Here is a 20,423-nt window from a genome sequence, read left to right as displayed (position 1 = left end):
CCACCTGTGCATCTTTCACCCGAACGAGTGATGGGATCAAGTGGAAGGCATGCACGTGTCAACCGGCGCCTAGCGTGACCATGTGACTGATCGTTCAGTAGGCAACTGCTCATCGCAAGACTCGTCATGGACCCGACGCGGCTTCCTCCGCTCCGCCGCCGCCCTGGCCGCCGTACCCGTCCTGGTGGCCGCCGATCCGGCGGTCGCGGCCGAGGAGTTGCCGGACTTCCCGGCCGGCGTCGCCCTCTACCGCTCGGCGTACCGGAACTGGGTCGGCGAGATCACCGCCGACGGACTGTGGGCCTGCGCGCCCAAGGACGGCCGGCAGGCGGTCGCCGTCGTCAACTGGGCCCGGCTGCACGGCTGGACGGTACGCGCCCGGGGTTCCTCGCACGGCTGGTCGCCGCTGACCGTCACGGAGGGGACGGCGACGGACGCACGGGTCCTTCTCGTCGACACCGCCTCCCATCTCACCGGCCTGGCCCTGGAGTCCGCCTCGTCCGTCCGGGCCGGTACGGGCGTCACGCTGGAGGCGCTGCTCACCTATCTGGAGGAGCGCGGCCTCGGTGTCACGGCCGCGCCCGCTCCCGGCGACCTCACGCTCGGTGGAGCGCTGGCCGTCGACGCGCACGGCACCGCCGTACCGGCCGAGGGCGAACGGCGGCTGCCCGGGCAGACCTACGGATCGCTGAGCAATCGGGTGCTGTCGCTGACGGCGGTGGTGTGGGACGAGGGCAGCGGTGCCTACGTGCTGCGGACGTTCCGCCGCGACGAGGCGGACTGCGCCGCGCTCCTCACCCATCTCGGGCGGGCCCTGGTCACCGAGGTGGTGCTGCGGGTGGGGGCGAACACCAACCTGCGGTGTGTGAGCCGGGTGGACATCCCGGCGGGCGAGTTGTTCGCGGCACCCGGGCAGGACGGCCGGACGTTCGCGAGCTTCCTGGAGGAGTCCGGGCGGGTCGAGGCGATCTGGTTCGCCTTCACGGAGTTCCCGTGGCTGAAGGTGTGGAGCGTCTCCCCCACCAGACCGCTCACCTCGCGGCGAGTGACGTCGCCGTACAACTACCCGTTCTCCGACAACGTCCCGAGACCCGTGGCGGACCTGGCCGGGCGGATGGTCTCGGACGCGGCCTGGTATCTGGCGCCGGTGCTCGGCAACGCGCAGTACGACGCGGCGGCGCTCGGGCTCGTGACCACACTGTCCGCCGACATCTGGGGACCCTCCAAGAACACGCTGCTGTATCTGAAGCCCACCACGCTCCGGGTGACGGCGAACGGCTACGCGGTGCTCACCTCCCGGGACCAGGTGCAGCGTGTCCTCGCCGAGTTCACCTCCTACTACCGGGAGCGGCTGGCGGCGTACGCGGCCCGGGGCCGCTTCCCCGTCAACGGCACCGTCGAGATCCGGGTGACCGGTCTCGACGAGCCGGCCGAGGCCGAACTGGACGGCGCCCGTACCCCGCTGCTGTCGGCGCTGCGGCCGAGCGAGGAGCACCCGGAATGGGACACGGCCGTCTGGCTGGACGTGCTGACGCTGCCCGGCACGCCGTACGCGGAGATGTTCCTGCGCGAGATCGAACGGTTCCTGCTGGGCACCTACGACGGCGGGCACGCTCTCACCCGGGTCGAGTGGTCCAAGGGGTGGGCGTACACGGACGAGGCCGTGTGGAGCGACGAGGAGGTGCTGGGGTCGGTCGTGCCCGCCTCGTTCGGCGAGAGCGTGTGGGGGCAGGCGGCCGGCACGCTGGACCGGCTCGACCCGCACCGCGTCTTCGGGAACGGCTTCCTCGACCGGCTGTTCCGATGAGGCTCCGCGGCGGGGTCACTCGCGCGACGCCAGCGCCCTCGCGTGAACGGTCCGCGCCACCTTGGGGCCGAGCCAGCGCTTGAACCGGCGCAGTGCCTCCAGTTGTCCGGCGGCCCTGTCGATCCGGTAGTACAGCTGGGGCGGGACGTAGGGCAGCAGGGGCGAGTGGCGCTGGCCGAGCAGGGCGAACATCTGGTCCGGTGGCAGATGGATGTAGCGTGGCAGGTTCTCGTACCACCGGGCGCTGTAGCGGGCCGCGCTCTGGACGGCCAGGAGCTCGGACTTGCGCCGCCGCTCGTAGTGCGTGAGGGCGTGCGGGAGAGACGCGTGGTCGCCGAGGGCGTCGGCCAGGGCGACGGCGTCCTCCAGGGCGAGGGTGGTGCCGGCGCCGACGGAGTAGTGCGTGCTGTGGGCCGCGTCGCCGAGCAGGACGACGTTGTCGTGGTGCCAGGTGCGGTGGGTCAGGGTGCGGAAGTTCAGCCACTGGGCGCCGGCCCGGCCCGCGGAGCGCCCGATCAGGGGGTGGCCGTCCAGTACGTGGGCGAAGAGCTTTTCCAGAAGGGCCACGCCGTCGGACTCGTGCGCCTCGTCGAGGCCGAGACCGGTCCAGGTCTCAGGCCCGCACTCGACGACACAGGTGCTGTGCTCGGGGCCGAAGGCGTAGCCGTAACACCAGATCCAGCCGTGGTCGGTCTCGACGAACGCGAAGGTGAAGGCGTCGAAGACCTTGGTGGTGCCGAGCCAGATGTACCGGTTGCGGCCGGTGCTGACCCGTGAGCCGAAGTGGTCGGCACGGCCGGTGCGGAGCGCGCTGTGCACCCCGTCGGCCGCCACCACCAGGTCGGCGTCGGGGAGGTTGTCCTCGGTGATCTCGTGTTCGAACTCCAGCCGGACCCCCAGGGAACGGGCGCGGTCGGCGAGGATCTCCAGCAGGCGGTGGCGGCCGATGCCGAAGGCCTCGTCGCCCTTGTGACGGGCCGCCAGGTCCCGTACGTGGGCGACGCCTTCGCTCCAGCGGACCGAGTGCTCCTCCACGGCGCGGGCCGACTCGGGGTCGCACTCATGAAGTCTGTCCAGCAGTCCACGCCAATAAGTCACGCCCCAGCCGTAGGTCGAGCCCTCCGGGTCGCGTTCGTGGACGGTGATGTCGTGGGACGGGTCCCGTCGTTTCAGCAGGATCGAGAGATACAGGCCGGCGGGCCCGCCGCCGACGCAGGCGACCTTCACACGCACCCCTAGATGTTACCCAACGCTGTCGATGGGCAACGCAGAGTAGCAGGTCACGCGTTCGGCGCCGACTGACGCCGCCGGTGCGGGGTTTGCTCCGCAGGTCACGGGTACTCGCGCCCTTCAACCCGACGAGACGAAGGAGGCGATGACCTGTGTCGCAGGTCGAGGAATCCATCGAGGTCGGTGTCCCCGTGCACACGGCCTACAACCAGTGGACCCAGTTCGAGACGTTCCCCGAGTTCATGAACGGTGTGGAGCGCATCGAGCAGCGCACGGACACGCTCACGCACTGGGTGACCAGTGTGAACGGCGTACACCGGGAGTTCGACGCGGAGATCACCGAGCAGATCCCGGACGAGCGGGTCGCCTGGACCACGATCGGCGGCGAGGCCAAGCAGGCCGGTGCGGTGACGTTCCACCGGCTCGACGACCAGCACACCAAGGTGATGCTTCAGATGGACTTCCATCCGGACACCGTCACCGAGAAGGTCGGCGACAAGCTCGGGTTCGTGAAGCGGCAGACCAAGGGTGACCTGGAGCGCTTCAAGAAGTTCATCGAGGAGCGCGGACAGGAGACCGGGGAATGGCGCGGCGCGGTGCTGTGACCGCCGCCGCGCGCTATCCGGCTGCCGCCGTGCGGCACTCCGGATGGCCCCAGCCCTGATCGTTCTTGGCGATGGGTTCCCCCGCCGCGTACGAGCGTCCGCAGACGCAGCGGCCGGGGAACTTCGCCTTGATGGTCCGTGCGGAGCCGCCGCTCCCGCCGGACGCCTTGCCACCGCCGGACCGCTTACGCGGAGTGCGGGCCGCAGGCGCGTCCGGTGCGGGCGGCGGCTCCGGCGAACCGAGACCACTGCCCGCGGGCTCCTGCACGATCGCCGCCTGGCTCGCGGCGCGGTCGGCGAAGTCGTTGAGCGGGTCGCCGTCGACCTGGTGAGCCGGCACATAGCGGAACTCGACCGAGCGGCCCTCCAGCAGTTCGTCGATACGTACGACGAGGTCCTGGTTGGCGACCGGTTTGCCGGCCGAGGTCTTCCAGCCGTTGCGCTTCCAGCCGGGCAGCCAGGTGGTGACGGCCTTCATCGCGTACTGCGAGTCCATCCGGATCTCGATCGGTACGTTCGGGTCCGTCGAGGCCAACAGGCGTTCCAGGGCGGTCAGTTCGGCGACGTTGTTGGTGGCCTTGCCGAGCGGCCCCGCCTCCCAGCGGGCCGGGGACTCCACATCGTCCGCGACCACCCACGCCCAGGCCGCCGGTCCCGGATTTCCCTTCGAAGCCCCGTCGCACGCGGCCACAACACGTTCACGCATGCGCTCGATCATGCCATGGCCGCGCGGGGCGTCCGGACGCCGTTCAGGACACGTCCGAGACCTGCGGCATCTCTCCCGAAGTGGTCGTCACGTCGATCACCGAGAAGTTCGCGCCCTGCGGGTCGCTGAGGGCGGCGAAGCGCCCGAACGGGCTGTCCATCGGGCCGAACCGGAGAACCCCGCCGAGCTTGGTGGCTTTGGCGACGGCGTCGTCACAGTCCTCGACGTTGAAGTAGACGTTGATGTACGGCGACACCTCGGGCGGGAACTCGTCGGTCATCTTCATGCGGCCCAGGACCGTGTTGCCGTCGACCTCGAACAGGCGGAAGTCGACTCCCTCGTCCTGCATCTGCTTCGCGGTGTACGGGAAGACGGCCGGGAAGAACACGTCCGACTTCTCGGACTCACGTGTGAAGACCTCGGCCCAGCAGAACGCGCCGACCTGCTCGGGCGGCGCCTCGAACCCCTCGTGGACGCCGGCCTGCCACACGCCGAAGACGACTCCGCTCGGGTCGCGGCCCAGGCACATGGTGCCGAAGTCGCCGACCTGCATCGGCTCCATCACCACCTCGCCGCCGTTCTCACGGATCTTGCCGGCGGTGGCCGCGGCGTCCGGCGACGCGAAGTACAGGCACCACTGCGACTGCCCCTCCTGGCCGGGCATCGGCGGTACGACGGCGGCGACGGCCTTGCCGTTCACGTAGGCCTGGGTGTAGTTGCCGTACTCCGACGACGTCTCGCCGAAGGTCCAGCCCAGGACGTCGCCGTAGAAGCTCTTGGCTCCCTCGACGTCGCTGAACATCGCATCGGCCCAACAGGGTGTTCCCTCAGGTTGTACGGCCATGTCCGCGGCCCTCTCCGACTCGGTGGGTGGTCCGTTTCCGGTGGTCCGCTTCCTCACGCTAGCCATCTGTCCGCCCGACCGCGCGTCGAACGGTCAGGTCCCCTTCGCGGCGTCAAGGAGGATCGGCTTCGGTCACGCCGCGTGCACGGCGGCGTCGTCCACGGTCGTGGTCTTGGCCGGTCTCAGGTCTTCCGCCCCGAGCCCGGCTGTGCTTGCCTGGGGAGCCGTTTCGCCGGCCGGGGCGGGAGTTGTCGCATGCGCAGGGTGTGGGTCGTGGGGGTACTGCTCGTCGGGCTGCTGCTCGGTGCGTGCACGGATCCGTCGTCCGGTCCGGAGGACGCTCCGCCCTCCCCCGACGTACCGGCCTCGTCCCCCTCCACCGAGTACCGACGGCCGGCCGCCTCGCCGCGTGCCCCGGTCAAGGCGTCCACCGTGCTGTACCTCGGCGACTCCCTCGCGATGGAGAACCAGCGGGTGCTCGGGCAGGAGCTGGAACGTGACCTGGGCGCGAAGTACACGAGTGCCCCCTATTCGGGGACCACGGTGTGCGACTACCTGGAGGGGACGAAGGCGCGGTCGCTCGTACCGGACCGGGACAAGGCGGCCGTCCTGGTGCGGTCGCTGCGCCCGGACATCGTGGTACTGCAGTTCTGGGGCAACGCCTGGGGCTACACCTGGTGTATGGACGGCATCACGCACAACGCCTCACCCACCGAGTACTTCGAGCGGTACGCCGCCGACGTGAAGCGGCTCACCGAGCAGATCGCGGCGGCCGGCGGATCGAAGCGGCCGAGGATCGTGTGGGTGCAGCAGGGCCCGGACCCGATGACCCCCGACCGGGTCCGGCGCGTGAACGGCATCTACCAGGAGCGGGCCGCCGCCTCGGGCGACCTCGTCGCCGACGCCGGCAAGACGGTCAGCCCCGCCGGTGCCCGCCAGACCTGGGTCCAGTACCTGCCGTGCACCGCCTACGAGCACGACCACCCGGACTACTGCACCCAGCCCGGCCGGGACCGCACCGCCCTCCACCTCGACAAGGACCCCCTGCACTTCTGCCTGGCCCCCACGACGGCCACGCCGAAGCCCTGCCCGGTCCGCTCCCCCGGCATCCTGCGCATCGCCCGGGAGATCACGCGGGTGGTCGGCGAGAGCCTCCGCGATTAGGGGTCACCCGCCCGCGGCCGCCTTCTCCAGGGCCGCGATGTCGATCTTGCCCATCTCCATCATGGCCTGGGTGGCGCGGGCGGCCTTCTCCCGGTCCGGGTCGGTGGTCAGCTCGATGAGGCGGTCGGGGACGACCTGCCAGGACAGGCCGTACCTGTCTTTCAGCCAGCCGCAGGGGCCGGGCTCGCCGCCACCCTCGGTGAGCTTGGTCCAGTAGTGGTCGACCTCCTCCTGGGTCTGGCAGAAGATCATGAAGGAGACCGCCTCGGTGAACGTGAACTGGGGGCCGCCGTTGAGCGCGAGGAACTTGTGGCCGTTGGCCGTGAACTCGACGGTCAGGACGCTGCCGGCAGGCTGGGGCGCGCCCTCGGGGTAGCGCGCGATCTTGCCGATGCTGGAGTTCTTGAAGACCGAGACGTAGTAGTGGGCGGCCTCCTCGGCCTGGCCGTCGAACCAGAGACACGTGGTGAGTCCGTCGGTGGTCATGCGTACCTCCTGGGCGCGTGGAACACGGTCACCTGTATCGACCGACCCTCGCCCCGGAATTCATCGGCCGCAGGCCCCATTGATCCAGGTGGCCTCTACACCGTTCGGAACTAGCATCGCGGCCATGACGTCATCGCCCGACCCCAGGGGCATCCAGCCCTTCCGCATCGACATCCCGCAGAGCGATCTCGACGGTCTGCACGACCGTCTCGACCGCACCCGCTGGCCGGACGAGCTGCCGGGGGTGGGCTGGGCGTACGGCGTCCCGTCGGACTACCTGCGTGAGCTGGTGCGTCACTGGCGGCACGAGTACGACTGGCGGGCGGCCGAGGCGCGGCTGAACGCGTGGCCGCAGTTCACCACCGAGATCGACGGCGCGCACGTCCACTTCGCACACATCCGCTCTCCCGAGCCCGACGCCACCCCGCTCGTCATCACGCACGGCTGGCCGGGCTCGATCGTCGAATTCCTCGAGATCGCCGGACCGCTGACGGACCCGGCCGCACACGGCGGTGACCCCGCCGACGCCTTCCACCTCGTGCTCCCGAGCATTCCCGGCTTCGGGTTCTCCGGGCCCACCCGGGAGACCGGCTGGGAGGCGCGCCGGATCGCCGACGCCTGGGTCGAGCTGATGGCCCGCCTCGGCTACAAACGCTTCGGGGCGCAGGGCGGCGACTGGGGCGCCGCCATCTCCCGCGAGCTGGGCCGCGTGCACCCGGACCGCGTCATCGGCATCCACCTCAACCTGCTGCCCGGCGCACAGGCGGCCACCGAGCCGACCTCCGAGGAGCTGGCGGCGCTGAGCCCCGAGGAGCGGGAGCGCACGCTCACCTCGTGGCGCCGGTGGGCCGAGTGGTTCCGGGACGGGACGGGCTACTTCCACGTGCAGTCCACCCGGCCGCAGACCCTCTCGTACGCGCTGGCGGACTCGCCGGTCGGCCAACTCGCCTGGATCGTCGAGAAGTTCCGGGAGTGGACGGACTCCGAGGAGCTTCCCGAGGAGGCCGTCGACCGGGACCTGATGCTCACGAACGTGATGCTGTACTGGCTGACGGGGACGGCGGGTTCGTCCGCCCGGGTCTACTACGAGCGGGCGCACGCCCGAGGGGAACGGATCGCCGCTCCGGACGAACCCTCGACCGCCCCGACCGCGGTGGCGTCCTTCCCGGGCGACCCGCAGATCCCGCTGCGCCACAAGGCGGAGCTGACGGAGAACATCGTGCGATGGACGGAGCTCGACCGGGGCGGACACTTCGCGGCGATGGAGGAGCCCGACCTGCTGGTGGACGATGTGCGCGGCTTCTTCCGGCAGTTGCGCGAGAAGGGTGTGGGCTGACGCGGGAGGGCTGACCGCCCGCTCTGGCCCTCTGCTCCCAGCGAATCTGCCACGGGCAGAGAATCAGCGTCCCGGCACCGTCCGCGGTCAAGAGTGGAGTCGACGGCATCCCCGCCACCACGAGGAGAACCGATGACTCCACTTCCCACCCTCGCGCCCCGGGCCGGGGAGGGCGACACCTCGCCCACACGCTTCGACGACCACCTGGCCGCCCAGTTGCTCGCGCAGCGCATCGTCCTGCTGGGGACCCAGGTCGACGAGGTCTCCGCGAACCGGATCTGCGCCCAGCTGCTGATCCTGTCCGCGGAGGACCCGCGCACCGACATCAGCCTGTACGTCAACAGCCCGGGCGGATCCGTCCACGCGGGGCTCGCCATCTACGACACCATGCGGCTCATCCCGAACGACGTCTCCACGCTCGCGATGGGCTTCGCCGCCAGCATGGGCCAGTTCCTGCTCAGTGTGGGCGCGCCCGGCAAGCGGTACGCGCTTCCCCATGCGCGGATCATGATGCATCAGCCGTCGGCCGGCATCGGCGGCACCACCGCGGACATCGAGATCCAGGCGGAGAACCTGGAGCACACCAAGCGGACCATCGAGCAGATCACCGCCGAGCACACCGGACAGAGCCCGGAAACGATCTCGCGGGACGGTGACCGCGACCGCTGGTTCACGGCCGAACAGGCCCAGGAGTACGGCATGGTCGACCGGGTCGTGGAGTCCCTCGCGGATGTCCGCCCGGCGGCCTCGAAGCGACGGATGGGGCTGTGACCATGGGGAGCTACACGATTCCGAACGTCGTCGAGCGGACCCCGCAGGGCGAGCGGTCGTACGACGTGTTCAGCCGGCTGCTGTCGGAGCGGATCATCTTCCTCGGCACCGAGATCGACGACGGCGTCGCCAATGTCGTCATCGCCCAACTCCTCCACCTGGAGTCGGCGGCCCCCGAGAACGAGATCGCGATCTACATCAACTCCCCCGGCGGATCGTTCACTTCACTGATGGCGATCTACGACACCATGACGTACGTACAGGCGCCGATCTCGACGTTCTGTGTCGGACAGGCGGCCTCCACGGCGGCCGTCCTGCTGGCCGGAGGGGACCCCGGGCGGCGGTTCGTCCTCGAGCACGCGCGAGTGCTGCTCGGGCAGCCGGCCAGCGGGGGACGGCAGGGCACCGTGACCGATCTCGCCCTCCAGGCCAAGGAGATGGTGCGGATCCGCTCCCAGGTGGAGGAGGTACTGGCCCGCCACACACACCACGACGTCGCGACGCTGCGCGCGGACATGGACCGCGACAAGGTGTTCACCGCAGAGGAGGCCGTGGCGTACGGGCTGGCCGACGAAGTGGTGAGCCGGCGCCTCGTGGCGGTCTGAGGCGCCGGCCGGCGGGGCCGTCAGGCGGCCAGGCAGAGCCCGTCGTACGGCGCGGTCGAGCGGCCGTGGCTCCTGGCGGGCCGGGCCCGCCGGGTGAGCTCGCCCTGCGCCAGCGACAGCAGGTCGCCGAGGCCGAAGCCGAGGGCGTGGGCGGCGGCCGCGAGGACCTCCGAGGAGGCCTCCTTGCGGCCGCGCTCCACCTCCGAGAGGTACGGCATGGAGATCCGGGCCGCGTCGGCGACATCCTTGAGCGTGCGCTCCTGCGCCAGGCGCTCGCGACGCAGGACGTCACCGACCAGGTCCCGCCAGAGGGGTTCCCTGGCTGGGGGCTCCGGCGGGGCGGTGGCGGGACGTTCGGACACGGGGCGGGCGGTCCCGGGGCGCGCGGAGGGCGGGCGCAGGGGGATCACGCGGGCTTGGTTCGGCGCTTGGCTGCTCACCTTCTCAGGTTAGGTTTCCCGCGCCTCAGGGGAAGACATCGGCATTCCGCCCTGGGTGGAATCGCGACGGCGAAAGGGCGTGGGCGAGTGCTGCGGGACACGTTCAACGAGGTCGCGGAGTTGTACGACCGGGCGCGTCCCCGCTATCCCCGAGCCCTGGTGGACGAGTTGGCGCGGGTCGCGGGCCTCGGACCGGGCAGCCGGGTCCTGGAGGTGGCTCCGGGGACCGGCCAACTCACTGTTCCGCTCGCCGGGTTCGGCTGCCGGATCACGGCCGTGGAGCTGGGGCCCGCCATGGCGGCCGTGGCCCGACGGCGGCTCCAGGGGTTTCCCCTGGTGGACGTGGAGGTGGCGGACTTCGACCAGTGGCGGCTGCCGCGTGAGCCGTACGACCTGGTGGTCTGCGCCACCGCGTTCCACTGGCTCGACCCGGCCCTGCGCGTACGGAAGCCGGCGGACGCGCTGCGCCCCGGAGGCCGGCTCGCGGTCGTCACCACCGAACATGTGGCGGGCGGCAGCACGGACTTCTTCGCACAGGCCCAGCGCTGCTACGAACGCTGGGATCCGGCCACTCCCCCGGGGCTGCGTCTGCAGGACCAGTCGGACATCGCCGGCGACACCGGCGAGCTGGAGCGGGGCGGGCGCTTCGAGAACGTCGTGGCGACCCGGCACCTCCAGGACATCACGTACAGCGCCGACCAGTACATCGACGTACTGCTCACGTATTCGGGCCACCGGGCGCTCGACGAGGCGTCCCGGGAAGGGCTGCTCGCCTGCATCCGGGAACTGATCGAGAACCGGCACGGCGGCAGCGTCACCAAGCGTTACCTGCACGAGCTGATCGTCGCCACCCGTACCTGAGCGGCGCCACACTCCTCGATCCCGATGCCGCCAAGTAGCCCATACCGGCATGTATCGGCGTCCGCGACGCGCCTCGCCACCGAATTTCCGCCGCGGCGCCACAGAAGAAGCATGTGTCGTCACAGTCCGGGTACGCGCTACGACGAGGAACCGCTCGGCGGCCGGCGTGCATACGTCGCCGCTGTGTGGGTACTCGCAGCCCGATACTCGTATCCAGACCCAATGGCAACCGAGGCCGAAGAGGCAGACGTCGAGCCGTGACTTTCGTGGGAGAGGTAATGGACACCGCCGTGATCCGGTCGGAGGCACAGGTCGTCGAAGAGACCGCCAGGACCCGGACGACGGGTGACGGACCGCTGCCGGGAGTCGAGAATCCGCGGACCGTGGCTCCGCGTGATGCGCGAGAGCTGTCCCGTCAGTTCTTCCAGCGCCTGACGGAACTCGAGGAAGGCACCCACGAGTACCAGTACGCGCGCAACACGCTCATCGAGATGAACATGTCCCTGGTGCGTTTCGCGGCCGGCCGGTTCCGCGGTCGCGGCGACGACATGGAGGACATCGTCCAGACCGGCATGATCGGCCTGATCAAGGCCATCGACCGTTTCGACCTCACGCGCGAGGTCGAGTTCACCTCGTTCGCCCTCCCCTACATCGTGGGTGAGATCAAGCGGTTCTTCCGTGACACCACCTGGGCGGTCCATGTGCCGCGCAGGCTCCAGGAGCTGCGTGTGGAGCTGGCCAAGGCCCGTGAGGAGCTCGCCAGCCGTCTCGACCGCGAGCCGACCGTGGCTGAGCTCGCCACGCTGATGAACATCTCCGAGAACGAGGTCGTCGAGGCGCAGATCGCCTCCAACGGCTACAACTCCTCTTCTCTGGACGCCGCGCTCACGGGCGACGGTCCCGAGGGCGGCGAGGCCGTTCTCGCCGACTTCATCGGCGTGGAGGAAAACGGCCTGCGGCTGGTGGAGGACTTCCAGTCGCTGATCCCGCTCATGGCCGAACTGAGCGAGCGCGACCGTCAGATCATCCATATGCGGTTCGTGGAGGAGGCCACGCAGGCGGAGATCGGCGAACGCCTCGGCTGCTCCCAGATGCACGTGTCGCGGCTGATCAAGCGGATCATCCTGCGCCTGCGCGAGGGCATGCTGGGCGAGCTGGGCTGCGCCTGATCCGGACAGACCGAGAGCGGGTGCCGCCCCAGATGCAAGTACGGGGCGGCACCCGCGACCGGGCACAGGAACATCGATCGACCGGGCTGATCGCGGATCGAGGATTCACTCTCCGCCGATGCCCACGACGGCGCGTACGCGCTTGCCGACCGGAACCCGTTCGACGGCGAGGTCGGCCGCCAGCACGTGGACGATCTCCAGGCCGTGGCAGCCGATGCGCTCGGGATCCTTGGGGAAACGCCGGGGCAGGGCGGCGCTGCTGTCGTAGACGATCACCGCCACCTCGGCGTCCGTGCCCTCCAGCTCCAGGATGTACGGCCCGTTGCTGTGCCGGTCGGCGTTGGTGACCAGTTCGCTCACCACCAGGAGCACCGCGTCCTCGGCCCGGTTCGCCACGTCGGCGCACCATTCGGTCCTGAGCTGCTCGAGGAACGCCGCGGCGAAGGACCTCGCCTCCGCTATGCATCCCGGTTCGCCCGTGTAGTGCGCCGCCCGCCGTAGCGGTTCCACGGGCACGTCGAAACCAGTCGGTATCACTGCCCCGTCCAGATGCTCGATCATGCGTTTCTCTCTCGGAAGCCGGACTGGCCGGACGCTGCTGCACCAGTCCTCGTACCCCGAGCCGCGCACCCCAGTCCCCGATTCGCCGTGACGGCGCTTACGCCTGACCGAACAGCCCGGCCTCACGGCCTCACGACTCGGGGGACGCCGGGGGCAACTCGATGGACTCGGACTGTGGCGTCGTGTCGGGCGCCAGCGGGGGCTGTGGCGGCGAGGAAACGGATGACTCCGGCTTGCTCGGATCCGGGTCGAGGGTGGCCGGGGAGGAGGGCGCGGACTCGGAGCTCGGCGAAGACGGGGCGGTGGAGGTGTGCGGCGACGAGGAGTCGGGTGACGTCGGCGTGGACAGGCTCACCGAGGGGGTCGGACGGTGGGTGGGCGGGTCGGTCTTCTTGTCCTTGCCGCCGGTGTCGCCGCGGTGCCGGGCGAACCAGTCGCCGCGGTCGGGGTCGTAGATCACGAAGACGTTGACGACCTGCGCGGCGGGCGCGACCACGACCACGTTCGACGGGTTGTACGACGGCCAGGAGTCGCCGGTGTGCCGGGGCGCGGTCTGCTGGGCGACGGGCGGGGTGAGCGGGTTGCCGCAGGCGCAGCGGACCCGGGGCACTCCGCGGTTGTCGACGAGGACGGCGGTGCCGGACTGCAGGACGGCCTGGTAGCTGGTGGCGGATCCGTCGCGGTAGCCGTGGTTGGTGACGCGGGTGTCCATGCGCAGTTGCAGGGGCGTGAGAGAGCGCAGGTAGGCGGGGACCTCGGAGGGGGCCACGCCGGCGACGGAGGCGAACGCACTGTTCTTCGGCGGGGCCGCCTGGAGGGCGGTGATCTGCTTCTCCACGTCGCAGCTGGAGACGTTGCGGGTACCGCCGTAGAGGCCGGGGGCCCCGCCGTCGACGCCGCGTACCGCGTTGGCGGGGGCGGACCCGGTGGTCGGGGAGGCCGAGAGCGGCGGGGCGGAGCTGTCGGTCGCCGTGGACTCGGTGAAGGGGTCGGGACCGGTCTTGCCCGCGGCTTGGAGGAAGACCTCGCCGCCCTTGGCGGAGCCGCCGCCCCCGCCGTCGGGCCGGGTGAAGACGACGGCGAGGAGCACGGCGGCGACCACCAGGGTGGCCAGGACCGCAACGCGTGGGACGGACCGCCACCAGGGGCGGCCCGGTTCCGGCGCGTGCGCCCCGCCGCTGCCGGGGGGCTGCGAGGGCGGCCCCGAGGGCGGCTGGGAGGGGCCGGACAGCGGGCCGGAGGGGGGTCCTGTGGGGCGGCCGGAGGACGGCGGTTCGACGCTCACGAGCTCTTCTTCCCGACGGGGGATTCCAGCGTCTTTGTCTGCGCTTTGGGTGCTTTGCCGCTTATTCTTCGGAACATTCCCATTGTGTGCTCAGCTCCCGTGCTGCCCGCAAGCCGACGCGGACGGCCCTCCCGGCGGGCGCGCCGCCCGGGTGCTGTTTAGCGTGGCAGCGTGAGTGTCCGAACCCGCTCCGACGAGGCCGTCGTCGCCCGCCACGGCTGGGTGCAGGCGATGGTTACGGTCCTGGCCGCGCTGCTCGCCATGGTGGTGGTCGCCGGGCTGGGCCTGTGGGCGGCCGGTGCGGCGGACCTTCCGGACAACGCGTTCCCCCGGGTGGTGGCGGCGACCGTGGTGGCGGCCGTCGGCGGCACGATCGAGCTGTCGGGGAACGCCGGTGCGCTCGCCGACACGAAGGCGGGGCTCACCGTGATCCCGCTCTCCGTCACGCTCGTCGGGGCGCTGGTCCTCGGTGCGGGCTTCCTTCGGCCGCTGCGGCACCGGGCGGTCGCGGGGGCGGGGGAGCTGGCCGGGTGGGCGGCACGGATCGCCGTACTGTGGCTGCTCGCGCTGATCGGCCTCGCCCTGGCGGCCCGCCAGACCTTCCAGCTCTCCCTCGGCGACGAAACGCTGGGTGATCTCGGGGACCTGTTCGGCGTGTCGCCGAAGGTCGGCTTCACCACGGACGTGCCGCCGACCCTGTTCTTCGGCCTGCTGTGGCTGGTCGGGGTCCTGGTGCTGGCCGTTCTCGTCTCGCGCGGGGCACCGCTGCCGCCCCGGCTGCTGCGGTTCCAGGCATCGGTGCGGCCAGCCGCGTACGCCATGGTCCTGCTGCTGCTCGCTTACGTCGCCCTGGGCATCGTCATCGCCCTGGTCGTCGCGGCGACGCGGGGCCACGCGGCCGAGACCGTCGCGGTGATCCTGCTCGGCATGCCGAACCTGGTCTGGCTCACCCTCACCATCGGCCTCGGCGCCACCTGGAACGGCCGGGTGGAAGGACCCTTCGGGCTGCCGATGCCGCAGGTCCTCGACGAGGTGCTGCGCTCCTCGGACACCGCCACCCTGAACCTGGGCGCGCTCGCCGAGCACGACGGCAGGGTGTGGTGGCTGGTGGTCGTGAACGCGGTGCTGCTGTCGGCCGCCGCCTTCGTCATGGCGGCCCGCTCCCCGGCCCGGATGCGCGCCTGGCAGCACGCCGTGCACATGGCGGTCGCCCTCGCGCTGACCGTGCTGATGATCTGCCTGGTCGGCCGGATCTCCGCGAACTACGGCCTGTCGGTCCTCGGCATCGGGGACCTGGGCGGGGATCTGGGCGGAGACCTGTTCCTGAAGCCCGAGCTGTGGTCGGCGATCGGCCTGGCCCTGCTGTGGGGGCTGGTCACCGGGTTCCTCGGCGGCCTGCTGGCCAGACCGGTGCGGCGGCGGGGCGCGGCGGTGAACGCCAGGAAGCCCTGATGCCACATGAGATGGCGTCCTGAAGATCAAACTCAGGATGGCGATCCGTTCCGGTGCCAGGTGAGGGTGACGGTGAAATTGGCGGTGGCGCCGGCAGCGGCGATGAAGGCGCCTGCCTGGGCGTGCATGTTGAGGCCGAACTCGACTTGGATCTCGTCGGGAGACTGCGCTGCGGACTGGATATGGGAAACTATCGCCCGCATGGCGGGCTGCACGTGGTGGACTGCGTCCTCGAAGGTCTGCTGCGCCCGCTCGGAGATCGACGGGCCGTAAATTCCACGGGTCACTGTCCCCACTGACTGGCCGCTCACCTCGACCAGCACGGTACCACCGTCTTCCGCAGGGAATTCGACAAGTCGTCCCATGAATGCTTCCCCTTTTCCCAGGCGCCCCTTGCTGTTTATTGAAATTCCCACACGGTGACGGCGTTCAGGGTGCCGGTAGCAAGACGGGCACCGTCCGGGCTGAAGCGCACCGACAGAACAGGGTATTCGTGAGTCATCTCGAAAACCGTGACCGCGTCGAAGATGTCCCACACACGAGCTACCTGGTCTTCACCTCCCATGGCGAGATGGTTGCCGTCCGGGCAGAAATCCACTGTACCGACCGGGTAGTCGTGGGCTATTTCGCAGGCCTCGCGCACGCGAGCACTGACGTCCCAGATGCGCACTACGCAGTCTTCACTGGCGGTGGCGAGATACGTACCGTCCGGACTGAAAGCCACGGCATTCAAGAATCCTCTATGATCTTTTCCGATTTCCCGGCCGCTGCTCGTGTCAAATACACTCAGCCCACCTTGATCAGCGATGGCCAGTCGACTGCCATCCGGGCTGTAGGCAACTGAGGTTGCTGCTCGCTGACGAGACTGGAACACTTGCTTTCCCGTCTCGACATCCCAAACAAAGGCGTAGCCGTAGAGTCCGGTAGCGAGTCGTGTGCCGTCCGGACTGAAATCCGCCGAGGTCATCCCCGCCGGGAAGCGGATCTGACGGTATTTTTCTCCGGTTTGGGTGTCCCATATCTTGCAGCCTTGCCTGAAATTCCCGACAAGGCGCGTGCCGTCCGAACTGAAAGCGACGGCATAAGGACCCCACTTGTCTCCGGTTCTGAAATCCAGTTGTTCTTCACCACTGAAGTCGTAAAGGCGAATGCGTGCGTCGGATCGAATATTGACGGCTATTATCTGCCAGCTCGGGTTCCACGCAAGGGCTCCGCAAGGGGCGGCTAGCTCGACTGACCAAACGGGGGGCGCAGTCGAGTCATCTCGGGAATCGGCCGCCGGCTCGCCGTCCCTCCGACGCTGTATGCAGAGGTCGCGACGCCTTACGCTGTCTCGGTACCCATCGCCGTCACGCGAAAGGGAATCATAGATCTCTATCGCGCTGGACCAGTCTTCCACCTCCTCGGCCGCGAGGGCTCGGACGTACAAATGGTCCAGACGGGTTGCGCGCTGCGCCTCCTTCACCGCCTGACGGGCCCGCGTGGCCAGCCCGTCGGGATCGGCGGCATCCTGGTCCAACTGACTGATCTCTTCACTGACGTCCAGAACTGCCTGCCATCGGTTTTCGCCCGCATGACGGCACAGTTCTTCCCGGAGAACAGCGATGCGTCGACGGTCGCGACAGAACTCGCTTCGCGTGGCGGCATCCCGGGACTCCGGATCCAGCTGCAGGATCTGCTCGTAGGTGTCGATCGCGGTGGACCAGTCTCCCGCTTCCTCAGCTGCCAGACCCTGGGCGTACAAACGCACCAACTGGGCTGCCCGTTGCGCCTCTTTCATCGCCTCGCGGGCCCTCGTGGCCAGCCGGTCAGGATCGGCGGCACTCGGATCCAGTCGGCCGATTTCTTCACTGACGTCCAGGACTGGCTGCCACCGGCCCGCGTCCGCGTGGATGCGCAATTCTTCCTGGAGATGCGTGATACGGCGGCGATCACGACAGAAGTTGCGTCGTCCGGCAGCGTCCTGGTCCTCCGGTTGTTTCTGCAGAATTTGATCATAGATGTCGATCGCACTGGGCCAGTCCTCAGATTCCTCCGCCTCTGTCGCTCGATGACGGAGCTCGACGATCTGCTGCTGGTCGGCAGCCTTTTGCCGAAGCATGGCCGCGTCGGCATCTTTCGGGTCCAGGATGAGCAAGTCGTCAAGCAGCTTGATGGCTTCGCCGGGATGACCCATGCGCAACTGTGCGCCGGCCATGGCGTGAAGCGTGCGCAACTGCGCGTGGCGTTTGTTGAGGTCAACGGATGGCTGCGGGTCAACGTGCGGCGGATGCGATGCGGCAGGTTCGGGGACCTGCGGCCTGGGCGGCGATGCGGCCACGTCAAAGAGGCTGTCTGCCTCGCCACGCACGTACAGCACTGGAGTAATCCATTCCAGGGACTTGCTGCCACCGAGTATGGAGATTCTTCCGCTCCTGACGGCATCGTCGATGCGACGGCCATGAGCCAATGCGGTGTAGAACCCCTGGGCAAAATGCACTGAGGCCTGGTCGCTGACCGCGAACTGCATCGCCGCCACCGCGCTGATACCACCTCGCACGAGGGCTGCTCCCACGCTGGAGAACCTGTCGTCCACCCCGCCCATGGCGGACGAGCAGGAATTCAGCACCACCAGTCGTGGAGGGGGATCCGCCTCCCCCAACAGGTCCGCCAGACTGGAAGCGTCCACCATCTGAGCGCCGCCGCCTCCGCCCTCACTCACGAGCGCAATCTGGCCCTCGTCGGAGAGAGTGTCGTAGTACCCGTGGCCGATGAAGTGGAGTACGTGCCACCGGCCACTCAGCAGGCGGGACTGCAAACTTGTCCAGCTCGCTTGCGTCACCCAGACCAACTCCACCTCCTCGTGGGTGACTTGTGCCGCGAGGGCCTGCTCCAGTCGTTCGCGTTCGGCGTCGGTGTCCAGCATGGGGAGCCCGCGCGGCGAGGCGATCACTACGAGGATCCGCAGCGGCAGTTCCACAGCAAGGGGCCTGGGTGTGTACGAGGCGGGCAGGTGTCGGACGATCGGCCAGCGTCGGCACGGATAGGTCCCGTCGTGCGAGTCGAAGAGTGCCTCCCAGGGAAGCAGGTCCAGCTTCGGTGCCTCCATCCGCAGCACGATCTGCAGCCGCTCCTGTCGCTCCCGTGCCACGCCCAGGCTCGCTCGGTACGTTCCGGAGACCGGGCCGGCGAACAGCGCGTCGAACAGTTGACGGCCTACCTGTTGCACGGCCTGCTCACTCATCGGCACCACCCGACGGGTCGCAGCCGCGGAGGCGAGGACCTTGTCCTCCAGCTCACTCCGGTGCGACAGCAACTCGTCGACGTCGAGCGTCATCGAGGCCCGGGGCTCTCCGCCCGCTGCCGCCTTCACCACCCGGACCTCATACTCGCAATCGTCCGGATGAAGTGGGCAGATCTGCAATTCCAGGACGGTGGCCATCGCCACCCCGTTCCCGGAAGACCCGCATGGTCGCAGGCCTCCCGCGTATCTCTGATGACAGGCGGGGCCGGTTGGCTTACCTCTCCATGATGAGCCGAGGTCAACCCGCTCGCACGTCGATCCGAACGGTGCAGGACCTGGGTGGACTCGGTCAGGGCTGGCGGCCCAGCTGCCCGATGACCGGTTCGGCCCACCGTGGCGGCGGTTTCGGCCGGTCGGGTGCAGGGGCCACGACGTCCCGGGCGACCTCGGTCGGCGGGTGGCCGCCCGCCGGGGCGCCACGCAGGGCGGCGACGAAGGTGAGGCAGGAGTCGTAACGGTCGTCGGGGCTCTTGGCCAGGGCCTTGGCGAAGACGGTGTCGAGGTGGGGGGCGAGCTCGGGGCGGGCCTCGGTCAGGGGTGCCGGTTCGTCGTACTGGTGGGCCCACAGGAGGGCCATGTCGTCGTCGCGGCGGAAGGGCGGGCGGCCCGCGAGGGTCTCGTAGACGACGCAGGCGAAGCCGTAGACGTCGCAGCGGCCGTCGACGGGGCGTCCGGAGATCTGCTCGGGGGCCACGTAGTCGAGCGTGCCGACGAACTGGCCGACCGTGGTGAAGCCGGTCAGGGACAGGGACTTCTTCGTCAGACCGAAGTCGGTGAGGTAGACGTGCTCGGGGTGGTCGCTGTCGGTGCCGCGGGCCACCAGGATGTTGCCGGGCTTCACGTCCCGGTGGACCAGGCCGTGCTCGTGGGCCGCGTCCAGCGCGGAACCGACCTGGGCGGCGATCCGGATCGCGGTCGGGAGCGGCAGGGGTCCGTCGCGGTCCAGGAGGTGGCGCAGGTCGCTGCCGGGGACGTAGCGCATCGCGATGTACAGGATGCCGTCCGTCTCGCCCGCCTCGAAGACCGGCACGATGTTCGGGTGGTCGATCGCGGCGGCCACGTGGGACTCGTGGGTGAAGCGGCGGCGGAAGGTGTCGTTGCGGGCGAGTTCGGGGGCGAGCAGCTTGAGGGCGACGGTCCGGTCCAGGCGCAGGTCCCGGGCGCGGTAGACGACGGCCATGCCGCCGCGTCCGATCTCGCGCTCGATGCGGTAGCCGGCGACCTGCTTGCCGATCAGCTCGGAGGGCCGCCCTGAGAAGAGGCTCGATTCATGGGCCATCAGGTGTCACGACCTGGGTGGGGGCGTGTCCGGGATCCGCGGCGGCGGCGCGGGGCCCGTCGTCCGTGGCGTAGGTGCTGAGCCGGGTCCCGTCCGCGTACGCCCACCGCCCGCGTTCGTCGTCGTAGAGCCACATCGACTCCCCGTCCACGACGACCCCGAGCCGCAGTCCTCGCGTCCGCACGCGAAAGGCCTCCCCCTCCAGCGCACCGGCCGTCAGTTCCTCGACCGCGGCCCGGTAGCGGGCCAGGGCGTTTTCGGCGCGGGTGAGCAGGGGGCGGGGGTCGGCGGTATGGCCGAGCGGGCCGTGGGCGAGCGGTGGGTCCTGGGGTACGGCGACCAGGTGGCGGCCGTCGACCCAGGCCGACCAGCCGTTGGCGCACAGGACGTACGCCCAGTCGCCGCGTCGCTCGGCGAGCTGGACCGGCAGCAGCGCGTCGAGGGGCACGGTGGGCCGGGCGGGGTCGGGGGCCTCCCAGGCGGGCATGCCGTTCTGGGGCACGACGTGGGTGGGCCGGAATCCTGGGGCTGTCATCGCG

General features: G+C 69.6%; 20 protein-coding genes. 9 read left to right on the top strand and 11 right to left on the bottom strand.

Annotated elements, in window-relative coordinates; all coding sequences use genetic code 11:
- Positions 1 to 82 precede the first annotated feature (82 nt).
- The gene (locus KUM49_RS44765; protein WP_217242716.1) at positions 83 to 1,807 is read left to right on the top strand and encodes a cholesterol oxidase substrate-binding domain-containing protein; all 1,725 of its coding nucleotides are present in this window, start codon (positions 83 to 85) and stop codon (positions 1,805 to 1,807) included.
- 15 nt (positions 1,808 to 1,822) lie between these two features.
- Here the strand turns inward: KUM49_RS44765 and KUM49_RS44760 are convergent, their stop codons facing one another.
- A complete protein-coding gene (locus KUM49_RS44760) occupies positions 1,823 to 3,040 on the bottom strand; it encodes an FAD-dependent monooxygenase (RefSeq protein ID WP_217242715.1) in 1,218 nt (405 codons plus the stop codon).
- Between the two features lie 149 nt (positions 3,041 to 3,189).
- Here KUM49_RS44760 and KUM49_RS44755 point away from each other — a divergent pair, with 149 nt between their 5' ends.
- On the top strand, positions 3,190 to 3,642 hold the full coding sequence (locus KUM49_RS44755; RefSeq protein ID WP_217242714.1) for an SRPBCC family protein: 453 nt from the start codon (positions 3,190 to 3,192) through the stop codon (positions 3,640 to 3,642).
- Between the two features lie 13 nt (positions 3,643 to 3,655).
- On the opposite strand, the gene KUM49_RS44750 is transcribed toward KUM49_RS44755, so the two are convergent.
- Together KUM49_RS44750 and KUM49_RS44745 are read right to left on the bottom strand one after the other, a co-directional pair.
- Complete coding sequence (locus tag KUM49_RS44750) at positions 3,656 to 4,360, bottom strand: ribonuclease H (RefSeq protein ID WP_217242713.1); 705 nt, start codon at positions 4,358 to 4,360, stop codon at positions 3,656 to 3,658.
- A gap of 31 nt (positions 4,361 to 4,391) precedes the next feature.
- Positions 4,392 to 5,192, bottom strand: a complete 801-nt coding sequence (locus KUM49_RS44745) for a VOC family protein (RefSeq protein WP_217242712.1) — start codon at positions 5,190 to 5,192, stop codon at positions 4,392 to 4,394.
- A 255-nt stretch (positions 5,193 to 5,447) separates the two neighbouring features.
- Between KUM49_RS44745 and KUM49_RS44740 the strand changes: the two genes are divergently transcribed.
- Positions 5,448 to 6,356, top strand: a complete 909-nt coding sequence (locus tag KUM49_RS44740; RefSeq protein WP_217242711.1) for an SGNH/GDSL hydrolase family protein — start codon at positions 5,448 to 5,450, stop codon at positions 6,354 to 6,356.
- 3 nt (positions 6,357 to 6,359) lie between these two features.
- Here KUM49_RS44740 and KUM49_RS44735 read toward each other — a convergent pair whose 3' ends face one another.
- A complete protein-coding gene (locus KUM49_RS44735) occupies positions 6,360 to 6,842 on the bottom strand; it encodes a VOC family protein (protein WP_217242710.1) in 483 nt (160 codons plus the stop codon).
- Positions 6,843 to 6,966: 124 nt separating this feature from the next.
- Here KUM49_RS44735 and KUM49_RS44730 point away from each other — a divergent pair, with 124 nt between their 5' ends.
- The 3 genes from KUM49_RS44730 (at position 6,967) to KUM49_RS44720 (ending at position 9,554) form a co-directional block, all read left to right on the top strand.
- Positions 6,967 to 8,178, top strand: a complete 1,212-nt coding sequence (locus KUM49_RS44730) for an epoxide hydrolase family protein (protein WP_217242709.1) — start codon at positions 6,967 to 6,969, stop codon at positions 8,176 to 8,178.
- Between the two features lie 132 nt (positions 8,179 to 8,310).
- Positions 8,311 to 8,949 (top strand): ATP-dependent Clp protease proteolytic subunit, encoded by a 639-nt coding sequence (locus tag KUM49_RS44725; RefSeq protein WP_217242708.1) that lies wholly within the window; start codon positions 8,311 to 8,313, stop codon positions 8,947 to 8,949.
- A gap of 2 nt (positions 8,950 to 8,951) precedes the next feature.
- Entirely contained in the window at positions 8,952 to 9,554 is a 603-nt protein-coding gene (locus tag KUM49_RS44720) for a ClpP family protease (RefSeq protein ID WP_217242707.1), read from the top strand.
- Positions 9,555 to 9,574: 20 nt separating this feature from the next.
- Here the strand turns inward: KUM49_RS44720 and KUM49_RS49545 are convergent, their stop codons facing one another.
- Complete coding sequence (locus tag KUM49_RS49545; RefSeq protein ID WP_217242706.1) at positions 9,575 to 9,994, bottom strand: helix-turn-helix domain-containing protein; 420 nt, start codon at positions 9,992 to 9,994, stop codon at positions 9,575 to 9,577.
- Between the two features lie 87 nt (positions 9,995 to 10,081).
- Here KUM49_RS49545 and KUM49_RS44710 point away from each other — a divergent pair, with 87 nt between their 5' ends.
- Both KUM49_RS44710 and KUM49_RS44705 read left to right on the top strand, forming a co-directional pair.
- Positions 10,082 to 10,855, top strand: a complete 774-nt coding sequence (locus KUM49_RS44710) for a class I SAM-dependent methyltransferase (protein ID WP_217242704.1) — start codon at positions 10,082 to 10,084, stop codon at positions 10,853 to 10,855.
- Between the two features lie 278 nt (positions 10,856 to 11,133).
- Entirely contained in the window at positions 11,134 to 12,024 is an 891-nt protein-coding gene (locus KUM49_RS44705; protein ID WP_217242703.1) for an RNA polymerase sigma factor SigF, read from the top strand.
- A 105-nt stretch (positions 12,025 to 12,129) separates the two neighbouring features.
- Here the strand turns inward: KUM49_RS44705 and KUM49_RS44700 are convergent, their stop codons facing one another.
- Both KUM49_RS44700 and KUM49_RS44695 read right to left on the bottom strand, forming a co-directional pair.
- Positions 12,130 to 12,585, bottom strand: a complete 456-nt coding sequence (locus KUM49_RS44700; protein WP_217242702.1) for an ATP-binding protein — start codon at positions 12,583 to 12,585, stop codon at positions 12,130 to 12,132.
- A gap of 130 nt (positions 12,586 to 12,715) precedes the next feature.
- Positions 12,716 to 13,870 (bottom strand): DUF6777 domain-containing protein, encoded by a 1,155-nt coding sequence (locus tag KUM49_RS44695; RefSeq protein WP_217242701.1) that lies wholly within the window; start codon positions 13,868 to 13,870, stop codon positions 12,716 to 12,718.
- A gap of 231 nt (positions 13,871 to 14,101) precedes the next feature.
- Between KUM49_RS44695 and KUM49_RS44690 the strand changes: the two genes are divergently transcribed.
- Positions 14,102 to 15,322, top strand: coding sequence for a streptophobe family protein (locus KUM49_RS44690; RefSeq protein WP_254402752.1), 1,221 nt, complete (start codon positions 14,102 to 14,104; stop codon positions 15,320 to 15,322).
- Positions 15,323 to 15,354: 32 nt separating this feature from the next.
- Here the strand turns inward: KUM49_RS44690 and KUM49_RS44685 are convergent, their stop codons facing one another.
- From KUM49_RS44685 to KUM49_RS44670, 4 genes are all read right to left on the bottom strand, one after another.
- Positions 15,355 to 15,687 (bottom strand): CU044_2847 family protein, encoded by a 333-nt coding sequence (locus tag KUM49_RS44685; RefSeq protein WP_217242699.1) that lies wholly within the window; start codon positions 15,685 to 15,687, stop codon positions 15,355 to 15,357.
- A 35-nt stretch (positions 15,688 to 15,722) separates the two neighbouring features.
- Positions 15,723 to 18,743 (bottom strand): CHAT domain-containing protein, encoded by a 3,021-nt coding sequence (locus tag KUM49_RS44680; protein WP_217242698.1) that lies wholly within the window; start codon positions 18,741 to 18,743, stop codon positions 15,723 to 15,725.
- Positions 18,744 to 18,894: 151 nt separating this feature from the next.
- Positions 18,895 to 19,884, bottom strand: a complete 990-nt coding sequence (locus tag KUM49_RS44675; protein ID WP_217242697.1) for a serine/threonine-protein kinase — start codon at positions 19,882 to 19,884, stop codon at positions 18,895 to 18,897.
- Positions 19,874 to 20,419, bottom strand: a complete 546-nt coding sequence (locus KUM49_RS44670; RefSeq protein WP_217242696.1) for a hypothetical protein — start codon at positions 20,417 to 20,419, stop codon at positions 19,874 to 19,876. The genes KUM49_RS44675 and KUM49_RS44670 overlap by 11 nt, the downstream gene beginning before the upstream one ends.
- Positions 20,420 to 20,423: the final 4 nt, after the last annotated feature.

Source organism: Streptomyces sp. AC555_RSS877 (genome assembly GCF_019049245.1).
Taxonomy (GTDB): domain Bacteria; phylum Actinomycetota; class Actinomycetes; order Streptomycetales; family Streptomycetaceae; genus Streptomyces.
This window is presented reverse-complemented; position numbering and strand designations above follow the sequence as displayed.

Excerpts from the sequence above, each read along its gene's own strand:
- KUM49_RS44670 (WP_217242696.1), bottom strand. The coding sequence starts at position 20,419 with ATGACAGCCCCAGGATTCCGGCCCACCCACGTCGTGCCCCAGAACGGC.
- KUM49_RS44680 (WP_217242698.1), bottom strand. The coding sequence starts at position 18,743 with ATGGCCACCGTCCTGGAATTGCAGATCTGCCCACTTCATCCGGACGAT.
- KUM49_RS44720 (WP_217242707.1), top strand. The coding sequence starts at position 8,952 with ATGGGGAGCTACACGATTCCGAACGTCGTCGAGCGGACCCCGCAGGGC.
- KUM49_RS44675 (WP_217242697.1), bottom strand. The coding sequence starts at position 19,884 with ATGGCCCATGAATCGAGCCTCTTCTCAGGGCGGCCCTCCGAGCTGATC.
- KUM49_RS44705 (WP_217242703.1), top strand. The coding sequence starts at position 11,134 with ATGGACACCGCCGTGATCCGGTCGGAGGCACAGGTCGTCGAAGAGACC.
- KUM49_RS44745 (WP_217242712.1), bottom strand. The coding sequence starts at position 5,192 with ATGGCCGTACAACCTGAGGGAACACCCTGTTGGGCCGATGCGATGTTC.
- KUM49_RS44700 (WP_217242702.1), bottom strand. The coding sequence starts at position 12,585 with ATGATCGAGCATCTGGACGGGGCAGTGATACCGACTGGTTTCGACGTG.
- KUM49_RS44735 (WP_217242710.1), bottom strand. The coding sequence starts at position 6,842 with ATGACCACCGACGGACTCACCACGTGTCTCTGGTTCGACGGCCAGGCC.
- KUM49_RS44750 (WP_217242713.1), bottom strand. The coding sequence starts at position 4,360 with ATGATCGAGCGCATGCGTGAACGTGTTGTGGCCGCGTGCGACGGGGCT.
- KUM49_RS44740 (WP_217242711.1), top strand. The coding sequence starts at position 5,448 with ATGCGCAGGGTGTGGGTCGTGGGGGTACTGCTCGTCGGGCTGCTGCTC.
- KUM49_RS44690 (WP_254402752.1), top strand. The coding sequence starts at position 14,102 with ATGGTTACGGTCCTGGCCGCGCTGCTCGCCATGGTGGTGGTCGCCGGG.
- KUM49_RS44685 (WP_217242699.1), bottom strand. The coding sequence starts at position 15,687 with ATGGGACGACTTGTCGAATTCCCTGCGGAAGACGGTGGTACCGTGCTG.
- KUM49_RS44725 (WP_217242708.1), top strand. The coding sequence starts at position 8,311 with ATGACTCCACTTCCCACCCTCGCGCCCCGGGCCGGGGAGGGCGACACC.
- KUM49_RS44730 (WP_217242709.1), top strand. The coding sequence starts at position 6,967 with ATGACGTCATCGCCCGACCCCAGGGGCATCCAGCCCTTCCGCATCGAC.